Origin of the sequence: Kitasatospora sp. MBT66 (genome assembly GCF_000710405.2) — a bacterium.
Classification (GTDB): Bacteria; Actinomycetota; Actinomycetes; order Streptomycetales; family Streptomycetaceae; genus Kitasatospora; species Kitasatospora purpeofusca.
Genome location: NZ_JAIY01000006.1, coordinates 930,889 through 954,539, shown reverse-complemented (window position 1 = coordinate 954,539; position 23,651 = coordinate 930,889). Strand labels below are relative to the sequence as shown.

Annotated in this window: 13 protein-coding genes; 5 read left to right on the top strand and 8 right to left on the bottom strand. The window is 73.0% G+C overall.

Going from position 1 to position 23,651, the window contains the following annotated elements; translation table 11 throughout:
* Positions 1–173: 173 nt before the first annotated feature.
* The 3 genes from BI06_RS16625 to BI06_RS16615 all read right to left on the bottom strand — a co-directional run bounded on the left by BI06_RS16625 (position 174) and on the right by BI06_RS16615 (position 5,582).
* The gene (locus tag BI06_RS16625) at positions 174–1,664 is read right to left on the bottom strand and encodes a phosphotransferase (protein ID WP_043468843.1); all 1,491 of its coding nucleotides are present in this window, start codon (positions 1,662–1,664) and stop codon (positions 174–176) included.
* A 241-nt stretch (positions 1,665–1,905) separates the two neighbouring features.
* Positions 1,906–3,630, bottom strand: coding sequence for a maltose alpha-D-glucosyltransferase (gene treS / locus BI06_RS16620; RefSeq protein ID WP_030392736.1), 1,725 nt, complete (start codon positions 3,628–3,630; stop codon positions 1,906–1,908).
* On the bottom strand, positions 3,627–5,582 hold the full coding sequence (locus BI06_RS16615; protein ID WP_030392735.1) for an alpha-1,4-glucan--maltose-1-phosphate maltosyltransferase: 1,956 nt from the start codon (positions 5,580–5,582) through the stop codon (positions 3,627–3,629). Before BI06_RS16615 ends, treS begins: the two co-directional genes overlap by 4 nt.
* Before the next feature lie 1,038 nt (positions 5,583–6,620).
* Between BI06_RS16615 and glgP the strand changes: the two genes are divergently transcribed.
* Positions 6,621–9,284, top strand: coding sequence for an alpha-glucan family phosphorylase (glgP, locus tag BI06_RS16610; RefSeq protein WP_030392734.1), 2,664 nt, complete (start codon positions 6,621–6,623; stop codon positions 9,282–9,284).
* A gap of 121 nt (positions 9,285–9,405) precedes the next feature.
* On the opposite strand, the gene BI06_RS16605 is transcribed toward glgP, so the two are convergent.
* The 4 genes from BI06_RS16605 to glgX all read right to left on the bottom strand — a co-directional run bounded on the left by BI06_RS16605 (position 9,406) and on the right by glgX (position 16,362).
* A complete protein-coding gene (locus BI06_RS16605; protein WP_030392733.1) occupies positions 9,406–10,158 on the bottom strand; it encodes a trans-aconitate 2-methyltransferase in 753 nt (250 codons plus the stop codon).
* A 125-nt stretch (positions 10,159–10,283) separates the two neighbouring features.
* Positions 10,284–12,137 carry an ABC transporter ATP-binding protein gene (locus BI06_RS16600; protein WP_043468839.1) on the bottom strand — a complete coding sequence of 618 codons (1,854 nt, stop codon included), beginning with the start codon at positions 12,135–12,137 and terminating at the stop codon, positions 10,284–10,286.
* On the bottom strand, positions 12,134–13,993 hold the full coding sequence (locus tag BI06_RS16595; protein ID WP_030392731.1) for an ABC transporter ATP-binding protein: 1,860 nt from the start codon (positions 13,991–13,993) through the stop codon (positions 12,134–12,136). Before BI06_RS16595 ends, BI06_RS16600 begins: the two co-directional genes overlap by 4 nt.
* 113 nt (positions 13,994–14,106) lie before the next feature.
* Positions 14,107–16,362: a glycogen debranching protein GlgX gene (glgX, locus tag BI06_RS16590; RefSeq protein ID WP_030392730.1), complete on the bottom strand. Its 2,256-nt coding sequence runs from the start codon at positions 16,360–16,362 to the stop codon at positions 14,107–14,109.
* A gap of 221 nt (positions 16,363–16,583) precedes the next feature.
* Here glgX and BI06_RS16585 point away from each other — a divergent pair, with 221 nt between their 5' ends.
* The 4 genes from BI06_RS16585 (at position 16,584) to BI06_RS16570 (ending at position 21,678) form a co-directional block, all read left to right on the top strand.
* Positions 16,584–18,053 carry an Ig-like domain-containing protein gene (locus BI06_RS16585; RefSeq protein ID WP_082558512.1) on the top strand — a complete coding sequence of 490 codons (1,470 nt, stop codon included), beginning with the start codon at positions 16,584–16,586 and terminating at the stop codon, positions 18,051–18,053.
* Between the two features lie 187 nt (positions 18,054–18,240).
* Complete coding sequence (locus BI06_RS16580; RefSeq protein WP_233290168.1) at positions 18,241–19,530, top strand: Ig-like domain-containing protein; 1,290 nt, start codon at positions 18,241–18,243, stop codon at positions 19,528–19,530.
* Between the two features lie 176 nt (positions 19,531–19,706).
* Positions 19,707–21,002 (top strand): Ig-like domain-containing protein, encoded by a 1,296-nt coding sequence (locus tag BI06_RS16575; RefSeq protein WP_043468835.1) that lies wholly within the window; start codon positions 19,707–19,709, stop codon positions 21,000–21,002.
* 178 nt (positions 21,003–21,180) lie between these two features.
* On the top strand, positions 21,181–21,678 hold the full coding sequence (locus BI06_RS16570) for an ATP-binding protein (RefSeq protein WP_233290167.1): 498 nt from the start codon (positions 21,181–21,183) through the stop codon (positions 21,676–21,678).
* A 440-nt stretch (positions 21,679–22,118) separates the two neighbouring features.
* Here the strand turns inward: BI06_RS16570 and BI06_RS16565 are convergent, their stop codons facing one another.
* The gene (locus BI06_RS16565) at positions 22,119–23,486 is read right to left on the bottom strand and encodes an L-serine ammonia-lyase (RefSeq protein ID WP_030392725.1); all 1,368 of its coding nucleotides are present in this window, start codon (positions 23,484–23,486) and stop codon (positions 22,119–22,121) included.
* Between the last annotated feature and the right edge of the window lie 165 nt (positions 23,487–23,651).

The following is a 23,651-nucleotide window of genomic DNA, read 5'->3' as shown; positions in this document are numbered from 1 at the left end:
GGCGAGGCCCTCCTGGAGCGGGGCGCGGAATCGGGGGCGGGGCGGCGGATGCGGGGCGGCGGGGCCCGTCGGCGCCGGGGCGGGGAGGGGCTCCGGCGGCGGAACGGGGGAGGAGGAGGGGGTGGCCCCCGGTGGGGCGGGGACCGGACCGGCCGGCGAGGGGGCGCCGCGGATCAGACGGTGAGCGCGAGCCGGTTGATCGCGGCCAGCGGGATCGGCAGCCAGCTCGGCCGGTGCCTGGCCTCGTAGACCACCTCGTACACCGCCTTGTCGATCTCCAGCGCGCGCATCAGCTCCGGCGAGGCCGCCGGGTCGGTGCCGCCGCCCGCGGTGTAGCCGGCGCAGAAGGCGGTGCGGTTGCGCTGCGCCCAGGCGGCGGCGAGGTGCGCGAGTTCCGGGTCGGGCGGCCCGCCGGCCAGCAGGTGGGCTGCGGCGTAGTCGAAGGAGCGGAGCATCGCGGCGACGTCCCGCAGTGCGGTCTGCGGTTCGCGCCGTTCGGCGACCGACTTGGCCGGCTCGCCCTCGAAGTCCAGCAGCACCCAGCCGTGCGGGGTGCGCATGGCCTGGCCGAGGTGCAGGTCGCCGTGGATCCGCTGGACCGCCAGGCCGTCCGGGTGGGCGTCGGCCATCTGGCCGAAGGCCGAGCGCAGGGCGCCCCGGTAGCGCATCAGCCCCGGGACGGCGGCGACCGCGCTGTCCAGCCGGTCGGCCATCGCGGTGGCCAGCTGCCGGGTCTGCCCCCGGTCCAGCCGGGCCACCGGCATCGACCGGGAGAGCACCCGGTGGACCTCGGCGGTGGCCCGGCCGAGCCGGTGCGCCTCGATCGCGAAGTTGCCGGGGGAGGGGTCGCCTTTCAGTCGGCCGACCTGGTCGAGGGCGAGCTCCCAGCCGTCCTCGGCCTCCGGGAGGTAGCGCTGGAGCAGCCCGAGGGTGGCCGGCTCGGCGCGCTCCAGCCGGCTCTCGAACCAGGCGGCGACCCGGGGGATGCGGGTCGAACCGGCCCGGGAGAGCGCGAGCGAGAGTTCCAGGTCGGGGTTGGTGCCGGGGTGGACGCGGCGGAACAGCTTCAGGATGTACGAGGTGCCGTAGATGACGGAGCTGTTGGACTGCTCGGCGGTGGAGGCCCGCCCGGGCAGGTTGGTGGGCAGTCCGGAGCCGGGGGTGCGGCGGAACGACAGTGCGCCGAACCGGTCGCCGGTGGCCAGGTGCTCCAGCAGCCGCCCGGTGAGCTCCGGATCGTGCACCGCGTCGAAGAGCGTCGCCCCGTCGTAGGGGCCCTGGGTGAGGCGGCCGAGGACGGCGGTCGGCTCGATGCCGGCCGGGCCCTGCGAGCGGATGCCGAGCAGCAGTTGGTAGAGGTCGCCGTGCGGTGCTCCGGCGGTGGCGGCGTGCTCGACCCGGAGCAGCAGGTGCAGCAGGGCGGGGTCGCCGACCTGGAGGGGGGTGCCGACCACGGGGGTGAGGCCGGTGATCGGCCGTCCCTTCCCGGCGTACCAGCGCTGGGTGGGTAGCCACTCGGCGATCAGCGGCAGCGCCGCCTGGACGAGTTCGCTCACCCCCAGGGCGGTCCTCCGGACCCCGGTACCCCGCGGGACGGCCGGCGCGGCGGGGCCGGCGGAGGCGTCCTGGTGCAGGGGGACTTGCGAACGGGAGGTTTCGGACATGACTCCCTTTCCCCGGAGGAGCTGGGCGGATCGCCCGACGGGTCTGGCCGGGTCCGTCAGTCTTCCGGATTGCGGCGGCGCGGCGGCGCGGCACGCGAGCGCTGGGCCCGGGTGTCACGCCTTCGTGTGGGTGGCCGTTGGGCTGTTCTCCGTACGCGGTGGTGCAGAGACGACCGGGGGCGCGGGGTACGAACTCGCGCCCCCGGAGGGTTCGGTGGGATCCGTGGCGGCTGCCGGATCGTTACTTCGACCGCACGGTTCCGGTCGGCCGGGCGGGCCGGCGGAGCTGGAACCAGTAGAAGCCGTGCCCGGCCAGGGTGAGCAGGTACGGCCACTCGCCGATGGAGGGGAAGCGCACCCCGCCGATCAGCTCGACCGGATTCCGTCCGCCGTACCGCCGCAGGTCCAGTTCGGTCGGTTGCGCGAACCGCGAGAAGTTGTTCACGCACATGACCAGGTCCCCCTCGTACTCACGGACGAAGGCCAGCACCGCGGGGTTGCTGGAGGGCAGTTCGGTGTAGCTGCCGAGGCCGAACGCCGGGTTGAGCTTGCGGATCTCGATCATGCGACGCGTCCAGTGCAGCAGCGAACTCGAACTGCTTTGCTGCGCTTCGACGTTGGTCACCTGGTAGCCGTACACCGGATCCATGATGGGCGGCAGACTGAGCCTGCCCGGGTCGGCGGAGGAGAAACCCGCGTTGCGGTCCGGGGTCCACTGCATCGGGGTCCGGACGCCGTCCCGGTCGCCCAGCCAGATGTTGTCCCCCATGCCGATCTCGTCGCCGTAGTAGAGCACCGGCGAACCGGGCAGGGAGAGCAGCAGGGCGGTGAAGAGCTCGATCTGGTTGCGGTCGTTCTCCAGCAGCGGGGCGAGCCGTCGGCGGATGCCCACATTGGCGCGCATCCGCGGGTCCTTGGCGTACTCCGCGTACATGTAGTCGCGCTCCTCGTCGGTGACCATCTCCAGGGTCAGCTCGTCGTGGTTGCGCAGGAAGATCCCCCACTGGCAGCCGTGCGGGATGTTGGGCGTCTTGGCGAGGATCTCCGAGACGGGGTAGCGGGACTCCCGGCGGACCGCCATGAAGATCCGCGGCATCACCGGGAAGTGGAACGCCATGTGGCACTCGTCGCCGCCGGAGGCGAAGTCGCCGAAGTAGTCGACGACGTCCTCCGGCCACTGGTTGGCCTCGGCGAGCAGCACGGTGTCCGGGTAGTCGGCGTCGATCTCCTTGCGGACCCGCTGCAGGAACTCGTGGGTCTCCGGGAGGTTCTCGCAGTTGGTGCCCTCCCGGGCGAACAGGTACGGGACCGCGTCCAGCCGGAACCCGTCGATGCCGAGGTCCAGCCAGAACCGCAGCCCGGCGATCATCTCGTCCTGGACCCGGGGGTTGTCGTAGTTGAGGTCGGGCTGGTGGGAGAAGAACCGGTGCCAGAAGTACTGCTTGCGCACCGGGTCGTAGGTCCAGTTGGAGGTCTCGGTGTCGACGAAGATGATCCGGGCGTCCGGGTACTGCTTGTCGTCGTCGGCCCACATGTAGAAGTCGCCGTACGGGCCGTCCGGGTCCTCCCGGGAGGCCTGGAACCACGGGTGCTGGTCGCTGGTGTGGTTCATGACGAAGTCGATGACCACGCGCATGCCGCGGGCGTGCGCGGCGTCGACGAACTCCATGAAGTCGGCGAGGTCGCCGAACTCCGGCAGCACCGACTTGTAGTCGGACACGTCGTAGCCGCCGTCGCGCAGCGGCGAGGCGAAGAAGGGCGGCAGCCAGAGGCAGTCGACCCCGAGCCACTGCAGGTAGTCGAGCTTGGCGGTGAGCCCCTTGAGGTCTCCGACCCCGTCGCCGTTGCTGTCCTGGAAGGACCGCACCAGCACCTCGTAGAAGACCGCACGCTTGAACCACTCCGGGTCCAGGTTCTTCTTCGAGGTCTCGGGGAAGGTGTCGGGGACGGGCTCGTTGACTGTCACGCTGGGTTCCTCCGAACCGTGAGGAGGTGGGCCGGCTCGGCTGAGGGGTCGAGCCGGACGTAGTTGTGCCGGCCCCAGGTGTAGGCGGCGCCGGTGAGCTCGTCGTGGACCGCGTACGGCCCGTCCCCGTCCAGGGTGACGGTGGCCTCCTGGGTGTGGTGCGGGTCCAGGTTGACCACGGTGATGAGGTGGTCGGTGAGGCCGTCGGGCGTCGGGGCGGTCTTGGAGTAGGCGAGCACCTGGTCGTTGTCGGTGGGGTGGAAGCGCAGTGAACGCAGCTGCTGGAGGGCCGGGTGACGGCGGCGCAGCCGGTTCAGGACGGTGAGCAGCGGGGCGAGGGTGTCGGTGCGGCTCCAGTCCCGGGGGCGCAGTTCGTACTTCTCCGAGTGCAGGTACTCCTCGGAACCGGGGTGGGCCGGCTCGTTCTCGTAGAGCTCGTAGCCGGCGTACACGCCGTAGCTGGGGGAGAGGGTGGCCGCCAGGACGGCGCGGATCGCGAACGCGGCCCGGCCGCCGTCCTGGAGGTAGGCGTGCAGGATGTCCGGGGTGCTGGCGAAGAAGTTGGGGCGCATGTAGGCGGCCGCGTCGCCGGTGAGCTCGGTGAGGTACTCGGTGAGTTCGGCCTTGGTGTTGCGCCAGGTGAAGTACGTGTACGACTGGTGGAAACCGATCTTCCCCAGGGTGTGCATCATCGCCGGACGGGTGAAGGCCTCGGCGAGGAAGACCACGTCCGGGTCGGTGCGGGCGATGTCGGCGAGCACCCGCTCCCAGAAGAGCACCGGTTTGGTGTGCGGGTTGTCGACCCGGAAGATCCGTACCCCGTGCGCCATCCAGAACCGGAGGACCCGGATCGTCTCCTTGACGATTCCGTCCATGTCCTGGTCGAAGTTGATCGGATAAATATCCTGATATTTCTTCGGAGGATTCTCGGCGTAGGCGATGGTGCCGTCCGCCCGGTGACTGAACCATTCCGGATGCTTGTTCACCCAGGGGTGGTCCGGCGAACACTGGAGCGCGAAGTCCAGCGCCACCTCCAGGTGCAGCGCGGTGGCCTCGGCGACGAAGTGGTCGAAGTCCTCGATCGTGCCGAGGTCCGGGTGCACGGCGTCGTGGCCGCCCTCCGGGGAGCCGATCGCCCAGGGCGAGCCGACGTCGTGCGGGCCGGCCGTCAGGCTGTTGTCCGGGCCCTTGCGGAACGCACGGCCGATCGGGTGGACCGGCGGCAGGTAGACCACGTCGAAGCCCATCGCGGCGACCGCCGGCAGCCGCTCGGCGGCGGTCCGCAGGGTGCCCGAGCGCGGCGGCTCCACCCCGGACGGGTCGACCACCGCGCCCTCGGAGCGGGGGAAGAACTCGTACCAGGAGCCGAACAGCGCCCGCTCCCGGTCCACCTGGAGCGGCACCGGCCGGGAGGCGCTCACCAGTTCGCGCAGCGGGAAGCGGCCCAGCAGCTCCTGCACCTCGGGGGCGAGCGCGGCGGCCAGCCTGGACAGCGGCGGCAGGCCCGGGTCGCGCAGCGCCTCGGCGGCCGCCAGCACCACCGCCCGGCCCTCCTTCTTCGGCACCCCGGCGGCGGCGCGCTCCAGCAGTTGCGCGCCCTCCTCCAGGACGAGCGCGGTGTCGATCCCGGCCGGCAGCTTGATCGACGCGGCCTTGCGCCAGGTGGCCACCGGGTCCGACCACGCCTCGACCAGGTACGACCAGCGGCCGGGGGCGGTCGGGGTGACGTGCGCGCCCCAGCGGTCGGAGCCCTCGGCCAGCTCGCGCATCGGCGTCCAGGGGCCGCCGCGGCCGCGCGGGTCGCGCAGCACCACATTGGCGGCGACCGCGTCGTGGCCCTCGCGGAACACGGTCGCGGAGACCGGGAAGGACTCGCCCACCACCGCCTTGGCCGGGCGGCGGCCGGCGTCCACGAGGGGGCTGACGTCCAGGACGGGGATGCGGCCGATCACGGTGTCGCTCTCTGTCGTCTTGCGGGCGGTCTTGCGGGTGGTGGCGGGCTTCGCGCGGGTCCGGCCGGCGGTGGGGCGCGCGGTGGGCGCACCGGCGGGTGCGGCGCCCCCGGCCCGGCCGGTGGCGGGTTCGGAGGCGCTCGCGCCGCGGGCGGTGGTGCGCCCGCGCGGGGTCGCGGCCCTGGTCGGGCCGGGGGCGGTCCGGCTGTCCTCGGCCCCTGGTTGTCGGGCCGGTTCGTCCGGTCGCTCCGTACCGTCTGCCCCGGCACCCCGGGGTCCCGGCATCGCCGCGTCCGTCCGAGCGTCAGAATCCATCCGTCCGGCGGATTCCGCGACCGCTGCGTCGAGGATGTCCGCCACCGGTGTGGACTGGTCCCGCGTGTCGCCGTGCATGCCAAACTCCTGCCCGAGATCGGCGGCAGCTCCCGCGGGCCGGCAGGGCCAGGGGAGTACCGGGAGGACTACTGGGTGGGGAGGACCTGCGACCGGAAGCCTGCCCGCGCCGTCGTTCCGGGCAACCTGCCCCGCTCCCGCCGAGCCCGTGGCGGAGGGCCCGAGAGCCCGCGCGCGTCCCGGCGCACGCCTCTCGGAGCGCGCCCCTGGAGGACCCGACCCACCCGTGAACGAGCGGGATGATCGCAAGGACACGCGGCGGTCCGCGATGGGCGCCGAATGGACCAATCAGGATGACGAACGATCAACACGAAAAGGATTCGGACGTGCTGCTTCGCGGGGGAACGCCACCCGTCTCCGCACTCCCCGCAGCATCGACGACCGCAGTTCATCCTCGCACCGGTGGAGTCGATTCCGCACCGGTCCGGCCGGAGTTTCGGAGGTGATCGGGCACGGGCCCGCCGGCGGAAATGGATCTGTTCCACCGTGTTCACGTATTGGTGGCGCGGCGCCCCGGAAAGTGCGCCTCGTGCGCCCCCCGTGCAGTCCAATGCGCCGAATGCGATCTCATCAATAGGCCGAACGGATGCCGAATAGCCCAACTGACGCACCATCATGCCATCGGGCGAGGCTACGCTTCACGCCGTGAAGGCAATCCGCAGATTCACCGTCCGCACCGTCCTGCCCGAACAACTCCAGCCGTTGCACGAGCTGGCTCTCAACCTGCGCTGGTCCTGGCACCCCGAGACCCGGGACCTCTTCCGGTCCGTGGACCCGGACGTGTGGGCCGCGACGGGCGAGGACCCGGTGCGGCTGCTCGGGGAGGTCCCGGCCGCCCGGCTCGCCGCGCTCGCCGCCGACCGCAGGTTCCTGCGCCGGCTCGGCGACCTCGCCGACGACCTGCGGGAGTACCTGGCGGGCCCGCGCTGGTACCAGACGGCGGGACAGCAGGCCGCCGCGCCGCTCCCCGCCGCCATCGCCTACTTCTCGCCCGAGTACGGCATCGCCGCCGCGCTGCCCCAGTACTCCGGCGGCCTCGGCATCCTCGCCGGCGACCACCTGAAGGCCGCCAGCGACCTCGGCGTCCCGATCATCGGCGTCGGTCTCTTCTACCGGCACGGCTACTTCCGGCAGTCCCTCGACCGGGACGGCTGGCAGCAGGAGCGCTACCCGCTGCTCGACCCGGACGAGCTGGCCGTCACCCTGCTGCGCGAACCCGACGGCACGCCCAGCCGGGTGGACCTCGCGCTGCCCGGCGGCCGCACCCTGGCCGCGCACATCTGGAAGGCCCAGGTCGGCCGGGTCCCGTTGCTGCTGCTGGACTCCGGCATCGAGGCCAACTCGCCCGCCGAGCGCGACGTCACCGACCGCCTCTACGGCGGCGGCAGCGAGCACCGGCTGCTGCAGGAGATGCTGCTCGGCGTCGGCGGCGTCCGGGCCGTGCGCGCCTACCAGCGGCTCACCGGGCACCCCGCGCCCGAGGTCTTCCACACCAACGAGGGCCACGCCGGCTTCCTCGGCGTCGAGCGGATCCGCGAACTGGTCGCGGACGCCGGGCTCGACTTCGCGGCCGCCCTGGAGTCGGTCCGGGCCGGCACCCTCTTCACCACCCACACGCCCGTCCCGGCCGGCATCGACCGGTTCGACCGCGAGCTGGTGGCCCGGCACTTCGGCGGCGAGACCGCGCTCCCCGGCGTCCCGGTCGAGCAGGTGCTCGCGCTCGGCGCCGAGACCTGGCGCGGCGGCGACCCGAAGCTGTTCAACATGGCCGCCATGGGCCTGCGGCTGGCCCAGCGCGCCAACGGCGTCTCCACCCTGCACGGCGAGGTCAGCCGCTCGATGTTCAACGGCCTCTGGCCGGGCTTCGACGCCGCGGACGTGCCGATCACCTCGGTCACCAACGGCGTCCACGCGGCCACCTGGATCGACCCGGCGGTCGTCCGGCTCGGCGCCGCCGAGATCGGCGCCGACCGCGCCGAGGAGGCCATGACCACCGGCGAGACCAAGCGCTGGACCGGCCTGGAGCGGATCGGCAACACCGAGGTCTGGGACCTCCGCCGCACCCTGCGCGCCCAGCTGGTCGACGAGGTCCGCCACCGGCTGCGCGCCTCCTGGCACCAGCGCGGGGCCGGCGAGGCCGAACTCGGCTGGGTCTCCTCGGTGCTCGACCCGGACGTGCTCACCATCGGCTTCGCCCGCCGGGTGCCCTCCTACAAGCGGCTCACCCTGATGCTCCGCGACCAGGACCGGCTGCGCGCGCTGCTGCTGCACCCGACCAGGCCGGTGCAGATCGTGGTCGCCGGCAAGGCCCACCCGGCCGACGACGGCGGCAAGCGGCTGATCCAGCAGATGGTGGCCTTCGCCGACGACCCCGCCGTCCGGCACCGGATCGTCTTCCTGCCGGACTACGACATGGCGATGGCCCGGCACCTCTACCCGGGCTGCGACGTCTGGCTGAACAACCCGCTCCGCCCGCTGGAGGCCTGCGGCACCTCGGGGATGAAGGCCGCGCTCAACGGCTGCCTCAACCTGTCGGTGCTGGACGGCTGGTGGGACGAGTGGTTCGACGGCCAGAACGGCTGGGCGATCCCCACCGCCGACACCGGCGACGGCGTGCTCGACCCGGACAGCCGGGAGGCCGAGCGGCGCGACGACATCGAGGCTGCCGCGCTCTACGACCTGATCGAGGACCAGGTCGCCACCCGCTTCTACGACCGGGGCTCGGACGGCCTGCCGCACCGGTGGATCGCGATGGTCCGGCACACCCTGGTCACCCTCGGGCCCAAGGTGCTGGCCGGCCGGATGGTCCGCGAGTACGTCGAACGGCTCTACGCCCCGGCCGCGCAGGCCCAGCGGGAGCTGGCCGGCAGCGGGGCGCACCGCGCCGCCCGGGAGCTGGCCGGGTGGAAGGCCGGGGTGCGCGAGGCCTGGCCGGCCGTCCGGGTGGAGCACGTCGAGGCGGACTGCCCGGACGAGGCGCAGGAGCTCGGCAGCGCCCTGGCGCTGCGGGTGCAGGTGACCCTGGGCCCGCTGGAGCCGACCGACGTCGAGGTCCAGGTGGTCTCCGGCCGGGTGGACGAGTCCGACCGGATCTCGGACGCCACTCTGCTCGCGCTCAAGCCGGTCGGCGGGCCCGACCTGGACGGGCGGACCAGGTACGAGGGCTCACTGGAGCTCGGCCGCACCGGGCCGTTCGGCTACACGGTGCGGGTGCTGCCCTCGCACCCCCGGCTGGCCTCGCCCGCCGAGCTGGGGCTGGTGGCGCTGCCGCCGGAGGTGCCGGGCATGGACGCGGTGCTGCTGCGCTGAGCGCACCGGGCGGGGCGCCGGCCGGACCGGCGCCCCGCCCGGTGGACCGCCACACCCGACGGACCGCTCCGTTCGACGGACCGCCCCGCTCGGTGGGCGGCCTGCTCGGTGGGCGGCCTGCTCAGCGGACGGCCGCCACCATGGCGTCGGTGACCGAGCGCCAGGCCACCCCGGCCTCGGCGAAGCCGGACGCCACCAGTCGCTCGGTGTGCCAGCCGGCCGGGTGGGACTCGCCGTCGGCGTGCGAGCCGTACAGCACGTTGCGGGCGGCCACCTGGTCGGCGAGCAGCGGGTCGGCCGCGGCGGCGAGCCACCAGGCCTCCCAGTCCAGGACACCCTCGGCCTTCTCCCGCTCCTGCCGCCCGTGCCGCTGGGCCCGCTCGGCGGCGTTGAGCAGCGGGACCTCCGGGTCCGGCATGTGGTCGGCGTTGAGGAACACCCCGCCGGGGCGGAGCAGTCCGGCCAGGTCGGCGTAGAGCCGGGCCAGATGGGTGGCGGGCAGCCAGTGCAGGGCGGTGGCGGTCACCACCGCGTCGAACGGTCCCGGCGGCAGGGCGCGGGCCCACTGCGGGTCCTTGAGGTCGGCGGTCACCAGGGTGAACCGCTCGTCCTCGCCGAGCACGCCCCGGGCGATGGTCATCAGCGCCGGGTCCTGGTCCACGCCCACACTGGTGGCGCCGGGCAGCCGGGCGAGCAGCCGCTCGGTGATGCTGCCGGTGCCGCAGGCGAGGTCGAGCACCCGCGGGGCCGGGCCGGCCACGGCGCCGACGAGGTCGATCATCACCCGGAACCGCTCCTCGCGGTCGGGCAGGTACCACTCCTGCTGCCGGTCCCAGCTGCGCTGCCACTGCTCCCAGTGCTGACGGTCGACCATGCTCGTTCCCCTTCGCGAACCCGGAGGCGGTAGGCCCCGGGAACGACCATAGACCCTTTCGGTAATGGACGAAAGGGTCTATGGACTATTACTCGCGAAGGGTGCGGGAGGGCCGTGAGCGGGTGTCAGACCAGGCTGTCCCGCCAGGCCCGGTGCAGCCGGGCGAAGCGCCCGGCGCCGTCGATCAGCTCGCGCGGGCTGCCGTCCTCCACGATCCGGCCCTGCTCCATCACCAGCACCCGGTCCGCGATCTCCACGGTGGAGAGGCGGTGGGCGATGATCACGGCCGTCCGCCCGGCCAGCACCGTGCGCATCGCCCGCTGCACCGCCTGCTCGCCCGGCACGTCCAGCGAGCTGGTGGCCTCGTCGAGGATCAGCACCGCCGGGTCGGCGAGCAGCGCGCGGGCGAAGGCCACCAGCTGCCGCTGGCCGGCCGAGATCCGCCCGCCGCGCTTGCGCACGTCCGTGTCGTAGCCGTCCGGCAGCTCGGCGATGAAGGCGTGCGCCCCGATCGCCCGGGCCGCCTCCTCGACCTCGGCCCGGGTGGCGCCGGGCCGGCCGATCGCGATGTTCTCGGCGACGGTGCCGGAGAACAGGAAGGACTCCTGGGTCACCATCACCACCCCGCGCCGCAGCTCGGGACCGGCGAGGTCGCGCAGGTCCACCCCGTCCAGGGTGATCCGGCCCTCGGTCGGGTCGTAGAACCGGGCCAGCAGCTTGGCCACCGTCGACTTGCCGGCCCCGGTCGCGCCGACCACGGCGACGGTCTGCCCGGCCGGCAGCACCAGGTCGAACGGCGGCAGCACCTCCTTGCCGGTGCGGTACGCGAACCGCGTCCTCTCGAAGCGCACCTCCCGGCCCGTCACGGACGTGGCCGGCAGCTCCTCGGGCTCCGTCGGCTCGGCGACGGTCGGCTCGTGGGCCAGCAGGCCGGCGATCTTCTCCAGCGCCGCGGCGGCCGACTGGTAGCTGTTGAGGAACATCGCCAGCTGGTCGATCGGGTCGAACAGCCGGCGCAGATAGAGCACGAAGGCGGTCAGCACGCCCAGTTCGACGGCGCCGTCGGTGACCAGCCAGGCGCCCAGCACCAGCACGCCGGTGCTCCACACATTGGCCGTGCCCCGGGACAGACCGACGTACCGGGCGATCTCCAGCAGGCCGTCCGCGGTGGCGGTGGCCGACTGCCGGTTCACCACGCCGAACGCCGCGTCGTTGGCCCGCTCGCGGCGGAAGGCCTTGACCGGGCGGATGCCGTTCATGGTCTCGGTGAAGCGGACGATCAGCGAGGCGGCGGCGGTGCGCGAACGCCGGTAGACCCGGCGCGAGCGGCGCCGGAACGAGCGGGCGATCAGCCACAGCGGCAGGAAGGAGGCCAGCGAGGCCAGACCGAGCCGCCAGTCCAGCACCAGCAGGATGACCGAGATCGAGCAGACCGAGAGGAAGACCGTCAGCAGCTCCTGGAGGCCCTCGGAGAGCAGCTCGCGCAGCGCGTCCACGTCGCTGGTGGCGCGGGAGATGATCCGGCCCGAGGTGTAGCGCTCGTGGAAGTCCAGGCTGAGCCGCTGGGCGTGCCGGAAGATCCGCCCGCGCAGGTCCAGCAGGATGTCCTGGTTGACCCGGGCGCTGATCTTGATGAACGCCCACTGGAGCAGGGTGCCGAGCAGCGCGCAGCCCAGGTAGGCGACCACCACCGCGACCAGCGGTCCGGAGTCGTGCTCGCGCAGGGCGGGGATTCCCCGGTCCATCGCGAAGGCGACCAGCAGCGGTCCGGCCTGCAGCGCGGCCTGCTGGAGCAGGATCACCGCCATGGCGGTGGCGATCCGGCCCCGGTGCGGGCCGAGCAGCGAGCGCAGCAGGGCGCGCGGCGCGCCCGCCGGGACGGGGATGTCCTCCTCGTCGGCGGGCGGGGCCGGCAGCTCCTCCTCGTCCGGCGCGGCCGGGTCGGTGCGCGCGGCGGCGGGTTCGACGGTGGTGGTCATCGGGCGGTGCTCCCCTCGGGGACGAGGGCGGCCTCGCCCGACATCAGTTCGCGGTAGCGGGCCGAGTCGCGCAGCAGCTCCTGGTGGGTGCCGACGGCCTCGATCCGGCCGTCGGCGAGCACGGCGACCCGGTCGGCGAGCAGGACGGTGCTCGGCCGGTGCGCGACCACCAGGGCGGTGGTGGCGGCGAGGACCTGGCGCAGGGCGCGTTCGACCAGCGCCTCGGTGTGCACGTCCAGGGCCGACAGCGGGTCGTCGAGCACCAGGAAGGCCGGGTCGCCGACCACGGCGCGGGCCAGCGCGAGCCGCTGGCGCTGGCCGCCGGACAGGCTGAGGCCCTGCTCGCCGACCTCGGTGGCGACGCCCTCCGGCAGCTTCTCGACGAAGCCGGCCTGGGCGGTGGCGAGCGCGGTGAGCAGCCGCTCCTCGTCCGCGCCGGGGGCGCCCATCAGCACGTTCTCCCGGACGGTGGCGGAGAACAGGGTGGGCTCCTCGAAGGCGACCGCGACCAGCTCCCGCAGCCGGGTGCGGTCGAACTCGCGGATGTCCCGGCCGTCGAGGGTGATGCTGCCGCCGGTGGCCTCGTAGAGGCGGGGGAGCAGGGCGGTGAGGGTGGTCTTGCCGCTGCCGGTGGCGCCGACCAGGGCCATCGTCTCGCCGCTGCGGATGTGCAGGTCGACGCCGCGGAGCAGGTCCGGGGTGTCGGCCGGGGCGTCGGGGTAGCGGAAGCGGACGCCGGTGAGCCGGATGCCGTCCTGGACGTCGGTGGAGTCGGCGGAGCCGCCCGCGGGGGCCTCGGCGGCCTCCGCCTCGGGCTCGTCCAGCACCTCGAAGAAGCGGTCGGTGGCGGTGGCGGCCTCGTTGGCGTAGGCGAGCAGCCAGCCCAGCGACTCGACCGGCCAGCGCAGCGAGAGCGCGGTGGACAGGAAGGCGACCAGGGTGCCGGCGGACAACTGGTCCTGGGCGACCAGGTGGACGCCGACCGCGAGGGCGCAGCCGAGGGCCAGCTCGGGCAGGCCGACGATGACCGACCACAGGTTGGCGAGCAGTCCGGCCTTCCGCAGTTCGGTGCGGCGCAGCTGCCGGGAGTGCTCGCGGAAACGTTCCGCCATCGAGCGGTGGCGGCCGAAGGCCTTGAGGATCCGGATGCCGAGCACGGACTCCTCGACCACGGTGGCGAGGTCGCCGTTCTGGTCCTGGGCGCGGCGGGCGGCGCCCGAGTAGCCGGCCTCGAAGCGGCGGGTGAGGATCAGCAGCGGGACGGCCGGGCCCAGCACGATCAGCGCCAGTCGCCAGTCCTGGGTGAACATCAGCGTGGTGCCGACCAGGAAGGTCACCGTGTTGACGATCAGGAAGACCAGCGGGAAGGCCAGGAACAGCCGCATGGTGTACATGTCGGAGGTGGCCCGGGAGAGCAGCTGGCCGGAGCCCCAGCGGTCGTGGAAGGACACCGGCAGCCGCTGGAGTTTGGCGAAGAGGTCGCCGCGCATCGCCGTCTCGACGCCGGACAGCGGCCGGGCCAGCACCACCCGGCGGGTGTAGAACAGGGCGGCCTCGGCGAGGCCGAGCAGGAGCAGCAGCGCCGCCGGGGCCCAGAGGCCGTCGAGGTCGCGCTCGGCGATCGGGCCGTCCACGATCCGGCCGAGCACGGTCGGGACCAGCAGGGCGCTGAGCGAGGCGAGCATCGCGGCGGTGACCGAGACGGCCAGCCGGGCGCGGATCGGGCGGACGTAGGGCCACAGGCGCAGCAGCGAGCGCACCGTCGACCGGCGGGGGGCGGGCGGCTCGCTGCCGGGCTCGGGGTCGGAGCCGGTCTCGGAGTCGGGGGCGGTGTCGGGGGCTTGGTTCTCGGCCATCGCGGTGAGGGTAGGCCGAGTACGCGTCATTTCTCATCCGGTTTTTCGGACCTGTCGTCGAGAACCGGCCAGCTGGGAGCCGTCGGCCGGGGGCGGCCGGCCGGCCGGCGCGGTCAGGGCACGGTCCGGAGCAGGCGCAGGGCGCGGGCGCCGAGCGGGACCGGGTCGCCGGGGAGGTGCCGCCCCGCCGGGCCGCCGTCCGCCGCCGCCGTGTCGACCACGGTCTCGTAGCCGGTGCCGTCGCCCGCCCGGGGCGTGCCGGGCAGGACGAAGGGGACCGGTTCGGGGCCGGCGTTGAGCAGCAGCAGGAAGCTGTCGTCGAGCAGCGGCCGGCCGCGCGCGTCCCGTTCCGACATCGCGGTGCCGGCCAGCAGCATGCCCACGGCGGCGGTCGGCGCGAACCAGTCGGCCTCGGTCATCTCCTTGCCGAGCGGGGTGAACCAGGCCAGGTCCGGCAGGCCGCCGGGGGCGGTGGCGCGGCCGGAGAAGAACGCCCGCTGCCGCAGCACCGGGTGGTCGCGGCGGAGCCGGACCAGCCGGGCGGTGAACTCGTACAGGCTCCGCCAGGCCGGGTCGTCGAGCAGCGACCAGTCCAGCCAGCTCACCTCGTTGTCCTGGCAGTAGGCGTTGTTGTTGCCGCCCTGGGTGCGGCCGAACTCGTCCCCCGCGGTGATCATCGGGACCCCGGCGGAGAGCAGCAGGGTGGCGGTGAGGTTGCGCAGCTGGCGGCGGCGCAGGGCGGTGACGGCGGGGTCGGCGCTCTCCCCCTCGGCGCCGTGGTTCCAGGAGCGGTTGTCGTCGGTGCCGTCCCGGTTGGCCTCGCCGTTGGCCTCGTTGTGCTTGCGGTCGTAGGAGACGAGGTCGCGCAGGGTGAAGCCGTCGTGCGCGGTCACGTAGTTGACGGAGGCGTACGGGCGCCGGCCGTCCCGCTGGTAGAGGTCGGAGGAGCCGGAGAGCCGGTAGCCGAGCTCCCGGACGTCCGGGCGGGCGCCGCGCCAGAAGTCCCGCACGGTGTCGCGGTAGCGGTCGTTCCACTCGGCCCAGGGTGGCGGGAACCCGCCCACCTGGTAGCCGCCCGGGCCGACGTCCCAGGGCTCGGCGATCAGCTTCACCCGGCTGAGCAGCGGGTCCTGGGAGACGGCGGAGAGCAGCGGGTGCTCCATCGTGACGCCGCCGTCGGCGCCGCGGGCGAGGGTGGCGGCGAGGTCGAAGCGGAAGCCGTCCACGCCCATCTCGTGCACCCAGTAGCGCAGCGAGTCGGTGATCAGCCGGACCACCTGGGGGCGGCGGGTGTCGAGGCTGTTGCCGCAGCCGGTGTAGTCGGCGTAGCCGCGCGGCCGGTTGGGCGGCAGCCGGTAGTAGCCGGCGTTGTCGATGCCGCGCAGCAGCAGTGCGGGGCCGAGCTCGGCGCCGTCGGCGGTGTGGTTGTAGACGACGTCGAGGATCACCTCGATGCCGGCGGCGTGCAGGGCGCGGACCATCCGCTTGAACTCGCCGACCTGGCCGCCGCGCGAGCCGGCGGCGGAGTAGCCGGCGTGCGGGGCGAAGTAGCCGACCGTGTTGTAGCCCCAGTAGTTGACGAGGCCGCGGGCCTGGAGGTGGTCCTCGCTGACGTGGTGGTGGACCGGGAGCAGCTCGACCGCGGTGACGCCCAGGCCGGTGAGGTGGGCGATCGCCGCGGGGTGGGCGAGTCCGGCGTAGGTGCCGCGCAGCTCGGGCGGGACGTCGGGGTGGCGGCGGGTGAAGCCGCGCACGTGCAGCTCGTAGAGCACGGTCTCGGCCCACGGCGTCTTCGGCCGGTGGTCGTCGGACCAGTCGTCGTCGTCCCGGACGACCACGGCTCTGGGCACGTAGGGGGCCGAGTCGCGGTTGTCCCGGACGGTGTCGGCGACCTCGGCCTCGGGCCAGTTGCGGGCCGCGGAGCAGACCGCGTCGTGCGCGGTGTAGCCGCCGTCGATCGCCCGGGCGTAGGGGTCGAGCAGCAGTTTGGCCGGGTTCCACCGGGCGCCGGTCCACGGGTCCCAGCGGCCGTGCACCCGGTAGCCGTACCGGGTGCCGGGCAGGACCCCGGGGACGAAGCCGTGCCAGGTGTGGGCGTCCTGCTCGGTGAGGCGCAGCCGGCTCTCCCGGCCGTCCTCGTCGAAGAGGCAGAGGTCGACGGCCTCGGCGCCGCCGGCCCAGAGCGCGAAGTTGGTGCCGGGGCGGCCGTCCGGACCGGGGTGGAAGCGCGCGCCGAGCGGCAGCCGGCTGCCCGGCCAGGGCGGTTCGCCGTCCGGCCGCTCGCCGGGATGCCCGTACGCGCGGTGCCCGTTGACGGCCGTGGGGGCGTGCGCGCGCACGGCGGCCGCCGACTCCTGCCCTGACGCCATGGCGGTGCCCTCCCTGACGGGGTGTCCCGGACCCCGTGCGGTGTCTCATTCCCTGATCGCACCGGACGGAAGCGGCTTAACACCGTGTTACCGGCGGATGGCGCCCGGGTACGGCCGCGGTGCTGGGCCGTCGGAGTGGGTGCTTCCGGCGTGTCGGCGTGTCCTGCCGGGGCCGTCCTCGTTGTGCGGGGTATCGGACGGCTACGGCGGGAGGTCCCGGGATGCGGCCCCGAGGACGGATGTGGGTACGGCGGCTGGCGGCGGTGGGCTGCTCCCTGGCCGTGCTGGCCGGGTGCTCCGGCGCTGGCGGCGGGCCGGGGAGCACGAGCGCGGACGCCGTCCGGGCGGAGCCGTCCGGTCCGCCGCCGGCCTCCAGGGCGTCGATCACCGCGCTGCCGGCCGACGACACCCAGAACCTGCCGCCCGAGGGCCCGGTCCGGGTGAGCGTCGCCCAGGGCCGGCTGGTGTCGGTGCGGCTGGCCGACAACCGGGGCGGCGAGGTGCCGGGGACGCTCTCCGCGGACGGCACCGGCTGGGCGCCGGACGGCCCGCTGCCGCTGGGCACCAGGTTCACCCTGGACGCGGTGGCCGAGGACGACCAGGGGCAGCGGGCGGTCCAGCACGCCGACTTCTCGACCATGGCCCGGGCGCACACCTTCGTCGCCTTCTTCACCCCCGAGGACGGCTCCACGGTCGGGGTCGGGATGCCGGTCTCGCTGCGGTTCAGCCGCCCGGTCACCGACCGGGCGGCGGTGGAGCGGGCGATCGCGGTGACCGCCGACCCGCCGGTGGAGGTGGCCGCGCACTGGTTCGGCGGCCAGCGGCTGGACTTCCGCCCCCGGGCGTACTGGGCGCCGGGCACCAAGGTGGCGGTCGCGCTGCGGCTCAAGGACGTCCAGGGCGCCCCGGGCGAGTTCGGCACCCAGAACAAGGACGTCCGGTTCACCGTCGGCCGGCCCCAGGTCTCCACCGTCGACCTGGACGCCCACACCCTCACCGTCCGGGCCGGCCAGGGCGGCCGGGTGGTGCGCACCCTCAAGGTGTCCGGCGGGGACGCCAAGCACACGACCTACCGGGGCGTGCTCGTGGTGTCCGAGAAGTACCGGGTGACCAGGATGAACTCGCAGACCGTCGGGATGGGCGACGAGTACGACATCAAGGACGTGCCGCACGCGATGCGGCTGACCAACTCCGGCACCTTCGTGCACGGCAACTACTGGGCCAACCCGTCGGTGTTCGGCACCGCCAACACCAGCCACGGCTGCATCGGGCTGGCCGACGCCAAGGGCGGGGCGAGCGGGGAGACGCCGGCGGGCTGGCTGTTCGAGCACACGATCCCGGGGGACGTGCTGGAGGTCCGGGCCTCGACGGGGGACGCGGTGCCGCCGAGCAACGGGCTGAACGGCTGGAACCTGCCCTGGGCGCAGTGGGTGGCCGGGAGCGCCCTCCAGTCGGGCGCGAGCCCCTCCGGCGCCCCGGCCGCCGGGCCGGGCGCCGGTCCGCTCCCGAGTGCGCCGGTCGGCGGGTCCCCGAGTGCGCCGCCGACTGCGTCCCCGAGTGCGCCGCCCGGGGCGTCCCCGAGTGCGCCGCCCGGGGCGTCCCCGAGTCCGGTGCCGAGCCCCGCCCCGGGCCTCCCGGCGGGTGTTCCCCCGGCCGTCGCCCCGGCGCCGTCCCCCGGCTCCAGGCCCTGATGGCGGCGTGACCGCCGGGTGCGGACGATCTTCACCCCCGTTCACCGGCAGCCCTCCCAGGATTCACCCGATCGGCCCAGCTATCCTGCTTGCCGCGCCGAAGCCCGGCGCGGATGATCGCCGGTCCGGTGCAACCCGTTCGGGCACCAGCGCGTCCACAGTGATGGACACCGGGAGGGGAGAGACCGTGAAGCCGGTTAGGGCGGCCGACGCCGCGATACGTACCACCGTCACCAGCCGCCGTCTGCGCCAGAGCGCGGTGGCGTTGGCGATGGGTGGGGTGCTGCTGCTCACCGCGGCCTGCAACAGCGGGGGTGACGACAAGGCGGCCGGCGGGGGTGACGCGACCGCCAGCGCGGGGGCCGCCGACGCCGGAGCCGCGGTCAACGGCGGGACGCCGACGCCCGGCCCGAGCTCCGCCGCGCCGAAGACCTCGGCCGCCGTGCTGAACGTCGAGCCCAAGGACGGCTCCCAGGACGTCGCCCCGGACGGCGCGCTCAAGGTCGGGGTGACCGGCGGCAAGCTCACCACGGTCGAGGTGACCGACAAGGAGGGCAAGCCGGTCGCGGGCGCCATCGCCGCGGACGGCAGCGGCTGGAAGCCCAGCGCCCCGCTGGCCGTCGGCATGGCGTACAAGGTGAACGCCCAGGCCACCGACGCCGAGGGCCTGGTGGCCGCGTCGACCACCTCGTTCACCACGCTGACCCCGGCGAAGAAGATCTCCACCAACGACAACATCGCCGACAACGCCACCTACGGCGTCGGCATGATCGTCTCGGTGGTCTTCAACAAGGACGTCAAGAACAAGGACGCGGTCGTCCAGGGAATCACCTTCGAGGCCAGCGACGGCACCACCGTGAAGGGCCACTGGTTCGGCACCAAGCGGCTGGACTTCCGCCCGGAGAAGTACTGGAACCCGGGCACCAAGGTGCTCATCAAGTACCGCCTGAAGAACGTCGAGGTCTCCCCGGGCGTCTACGGCGACATCGACAAGGACGAGCCGTTCACCATCGGCCGCTCCCAGGTCTCGGTCGCCGACTCGGCCACCCACCAGATGACGGTGACCCGGGGCGGCGACAGCCGCACGATCCCGGTGACCCTGGGCGACGAGAAGAACCCCTCCTGGAACGGCACCATGGTGGTGATGTCCAAGGAGAAGGTCACCCGGATGAACTCGCAGACCGTCGGCCTCGGCGGCGAGTACGACATCCCGGACGTCCCGCACGCGATGCGGCTGACCAACTCGGGCACCTTCGTGCACGGCAACTACTGGGCCAACCCGTTCGGCAAGAGCAACGCCAGCCACGGCTGCATCTCGATGCAGGACGAGAAGGGCGGCAGCGACGCCTCGGTGGCCGGCAAGTTCTTCAACGATTCGATGATCGGTGACGTCATCACGATCAAGAACTCCAAGGAGAAGGTCGTCGCCCCCGACAACGGCCTGAGCGGCTGGAACATCGGCTGGGCGAACTGGTAGTCGTACCCGCCAGTAGCACCCGCCAGTCGCGGAACCGCCACGACCGGCCCGATCCTCACTCGTTGGGGTCGGGCCGGTCGTGTTTTCGGTGCCGATGCCCCTCCGAACGGCGCAACCTTTCCGGTGCACGGCGCGTGTAAATGTCGAACACCGTGACACGAACGAGGGGGACGACGGTGAAGTCGATACGCAGGGTGGTGGCCGCGGGGCTGGTCGGCGGGGCGCTGGTGCTGACCAGCGCCTGCGGCGGGAGCGGCGGGGCGGGGAGCGGGACGGCGGCCAAGGCCGAGCTGGGGGCCGGCGGGACCGCGGGGGCCCCGTCGTCCGCCGCCCCGGCCGACGGTCAGGCCGCCGGCGCTCCGGCCGCCACGGGCGCCCCCGCCGGCGCCGCCACCACCGCCCCCGCGGTGCCCAAGGTCTCCCGGGCGGTGGTGGACATCCAGCCGAAGAGCGGCGCGGTGGACGTCGCCCCGAACGGCGCGCTCAAGGTCGCGGTGACGGGCGGGAAGCTCACCACGGTCAAGGTGAGCGACAAGGCCGGCAAGGAGGTGGCCGGCACCCTCGCCGCCGACGGGTCGAGCTGGACGCCGTCCGGCCCGCTGGCGGTCGGCACCGCGTACCAGGTGAACGCGCTGGCGGCGGACGCCGGCGGCGTGGTCGCCGAGGCGGAGAGCGGCTTCACCACGCTGGCGCCCGAGCGGGAGTCGAAGGTGAGCGACAACGTCCAGGACAACGCCACCTACGGCGTCGGCATGATCGTCTCGGTCGACTTCGACAAGGACGTGAAGAACAAGGAGGCGGTGGCCCGGGGCATCACCTTCGAGACCGACAACGGCACCGTGCTCAAGGGTCACTGGTTCGGCGACCGCCGGCTGGACTTCCGTCCCGAGAAGCACTGGACCCCCGGCACCAAGGTGACCGTCAAGTACCGGCTGAAGAGCGTGGAGATCGCGCCGGGCGTCTACGGGGGAGTGGACCGGGACGAGCCCTTCACTATCGGGCGATCCCAGGTTTCGACCGTTGACGCCAAGACGCACAGGATGACGGTGGTCCGGGACGGCCAGAGCTCGGTCCTGGACATCACTTCCGGCTCGTCGGAGTTCCCGACCTGGAACGGCACCATGGTCGTGATGTCCAAGGAGGGCGTGGTGCGGATGCAGTCCAGCACCCTGCCCGGCATGACCGGCGACCCCTACGACAAGCAGGTTCCGCACTCGATGCGGCTGACCGACAGCGGCACCTACGTGCACGGCAACTGGTGGCGCCCCGCGTCGGTGTTCGGCACCCAGAACACCAGCCACGGCTGCGTGGCCCTCAAGGACGTCGAGGGTGGCGCACCGGGCACCGAGGCGGGCAAGTTCTACGACGGTTCGCTGATCGGGGACATCGTCACGGTGCTGAACTCCACGCGCGGACAGGTCAAGCCGGACAACGGCCTCAGCGGCTGGAACATGGACTGGAGCGCTTGGTAGCACATCGGCACGGGGGCGGCCCGGCCCGTACGAACGCGGGTTCGGGTTGCACCCGGCATATGCCGAAAGAGTAGTGATCGTTTGTTCATTGTCCGTACGCGGCCGCTTGCGTTCCGCAATGATGGGGCGCATGGCGGGTTGGGGCGAAACAGATCAGTCATCGATTCCGGGTTCCAGCTTGGTCGCCGAAGCGTCGTGGGGGTCGTTCCAGGACTCCCTGGCGGCGCTGGAACGGCTCAGCTGCGACGAGCTGGAGCGGCTGTACGCCGGCAGGCTGTGCGACCGGACGACGCCGGGTGAGGTGCGGCTCCCGTCCCGGCCGGAGACCGGACCGGTGGCGCGCCGACTGGTGCTCGCGGTCCTGGGTGCCTGGGAGCTGCACCAGCACCTGGAGGTGTGCGAGTTACTCACCAGTGAGCTGGTCGCCAATGCCGTGCGGCATGCCGCGGGGCGGACGATCGGGCTCCAGGTGGTGCGGAAACCGGGCTGGCTCCGGGTCGAGGTGCGGGACTCCTCGCGGGCGCTGCCCTGCATGATCCTGGCGGAGCCGCTGCCGGTCACCGAGCGCGGGCGCGGGCTCCAGGTGGTCGACGACCTCGCGGACCGCTGGGGCGCCGACCTGCTGCCGCGCGGCAAGGGCGTCTGGTTCGAGCTGAAGGTCCGCGAGCGGGTCTGAACCGGGCCCGTCCGGTGCGAGCCGGGCCCGGAAAACACGCAGGGCCCCCGATATCGCCGTGGTCGGCGGCTGGGGGCCCTTGCAAGTCACCGCGCGGCCAAGGGGGTGCGTGCCGTGCGATGGGTGTCGGCCGTGCCGGGTCGGGCGGGCCGAAGTCATTGCCCGGGGCTCCGTCAGTCGCTGACGTTCACCCTCGAACGCTTCGACTATCGCATGGATCTCAGCATGTGGGCAAACCGGGTGGCTTCGAATGGAAGGTTTGTAACTTAGTTCACCTTCGGAATTTGCATAGGTTCACGTCAGCGCCTGAGATTATTCACGATCTCCCGGTTCCGATCATGCGTGACCTGACGTCGGCCCCACTTCTTGCCCCTGGCCGGGGGGAGCAAACGACCGCGCCCCCGCCGGTGGGCGGGGGCGCGGTCGTGAGCGGGGCGCTGTCAGCACTCGATGACGTTGACGGCGAGGCCGCCGCGGGACGTCTCCTTGTACTTGATCTTCATGTCGGCGCCGGTCTCCTTCATGGTCTTGATCGCCTTGTCGAGGGAGACGTGGTGGCGGCCGTCGCCGCGCAGGGCCATCCGGGCGGCGGTGACGGCCTTGACCGAGGCCATGCCGTTGCGCTCGATGCAGGGGATCTGCACCAGGCCGCCGACCGGGTCGCAGGTGAGGCCGAGGTTGTGCTCGATGCCGATCTCGGCGGCGTTCTCGACCTGCTCGGGCGAGCCGCCGAGGACCTCGGCGAGGCCGCCGGCCGCCATCGAGCAGGCCGAGCCGACCTCGCCCTGGCAGCCGACCTCGGCGCCGGAGATGGAGGCGTTCTCCTTGAAGAGCATGCCGATCGCGCCCGCGGCGAGCAGGAAGCGGACGATGCCGTCCTCGTCCGCGCCGGGGATGAAGTTCAGGTAGTAGTGCAGGACGGCGGGGATGATGCCGGCCGCGCCGTTGGTCGGGGCGGTGACCACCCGGCGGCCGGAGGCGTTCTCCTCGTTGACCGCCATCGCGTAGAGGGTCACCCACTCCATCGCGTTGGCCGGGCCGATGCCCTCGGCGCGCAGCGCACGGGCGCCGGAGGCGGCGCGGCGGCGCACCTTGAGGCCGCCGGGGAGTATGCCCTCGCGGGACATGCCGGCCCGGACGCACTCCTGCATGACCTGCCAGATCTCCAGCAGCCCGGTGCGGATCTCCTCCTCGCTGCGCCAGGCCTTCTCGTTCTCCAGCATCAGGCCGGAGATGGACAGGCCGGTCTCCCGGCTGAGCCGGAGCAGCTCGTCGCCGGTGCGGAAGGGGTACTTGAGCGAGGTGTCGTCGGGCTTGACCCGGTCCGCGCCGATCGCGTCCTCGTCCACGACGAAGCCGCCGCCGACCGAGTAGTAGGTCTTCTCCAGCACGGTGGAGCCGTCGGCCCGGTAGGCCCACAGGGTCATGCCGTTGGCGTGGTACGGCAGCGAGCGCCGCCGGTGCAGCACCAGCTGGGTGTCGCGGTCGAAGTCGATGGCGTGCGTGCCGAGCAGGTTGAGCCGCTTCTCGGCGGTGATCCGCTCGACGTCGAGGTCGGCCCGGTCGACGTCCACGGTGCGCGGGGAGTAGCCCTCCAGGCCCAGCAGGACGGCCTTCGGGGTGCCGTGGCCGTGGCCGGTGGCGCCGAGCGAGCCGAACAGCTCGGCCCGGACCGCCGTCACCTCGTCCAGCAGGGCCTCGGACTTCAGGCGGCGCGCGAACATCCGGGCGGCGCGCATCGGGCCGACGGTGTGGGAACTGGACGGGCCGATGCCGATGGAGAAGAGGTCGAAGACGCTGATGGCCACGGAGTGACGTCCTTGTCTGGTCTCGTGGGTGGTGCCGGCAGGGAGGGAGGGACGGCAGTGGCGGAGGTGGTGGGTCGGGCGACCGACACGGGTCGGGGCACCGCGCGCACCTTCCAGTGTGCGCGGTGCCCCGGAATCCCCGGTGTCCGGGCGGCGTGAGCCCGG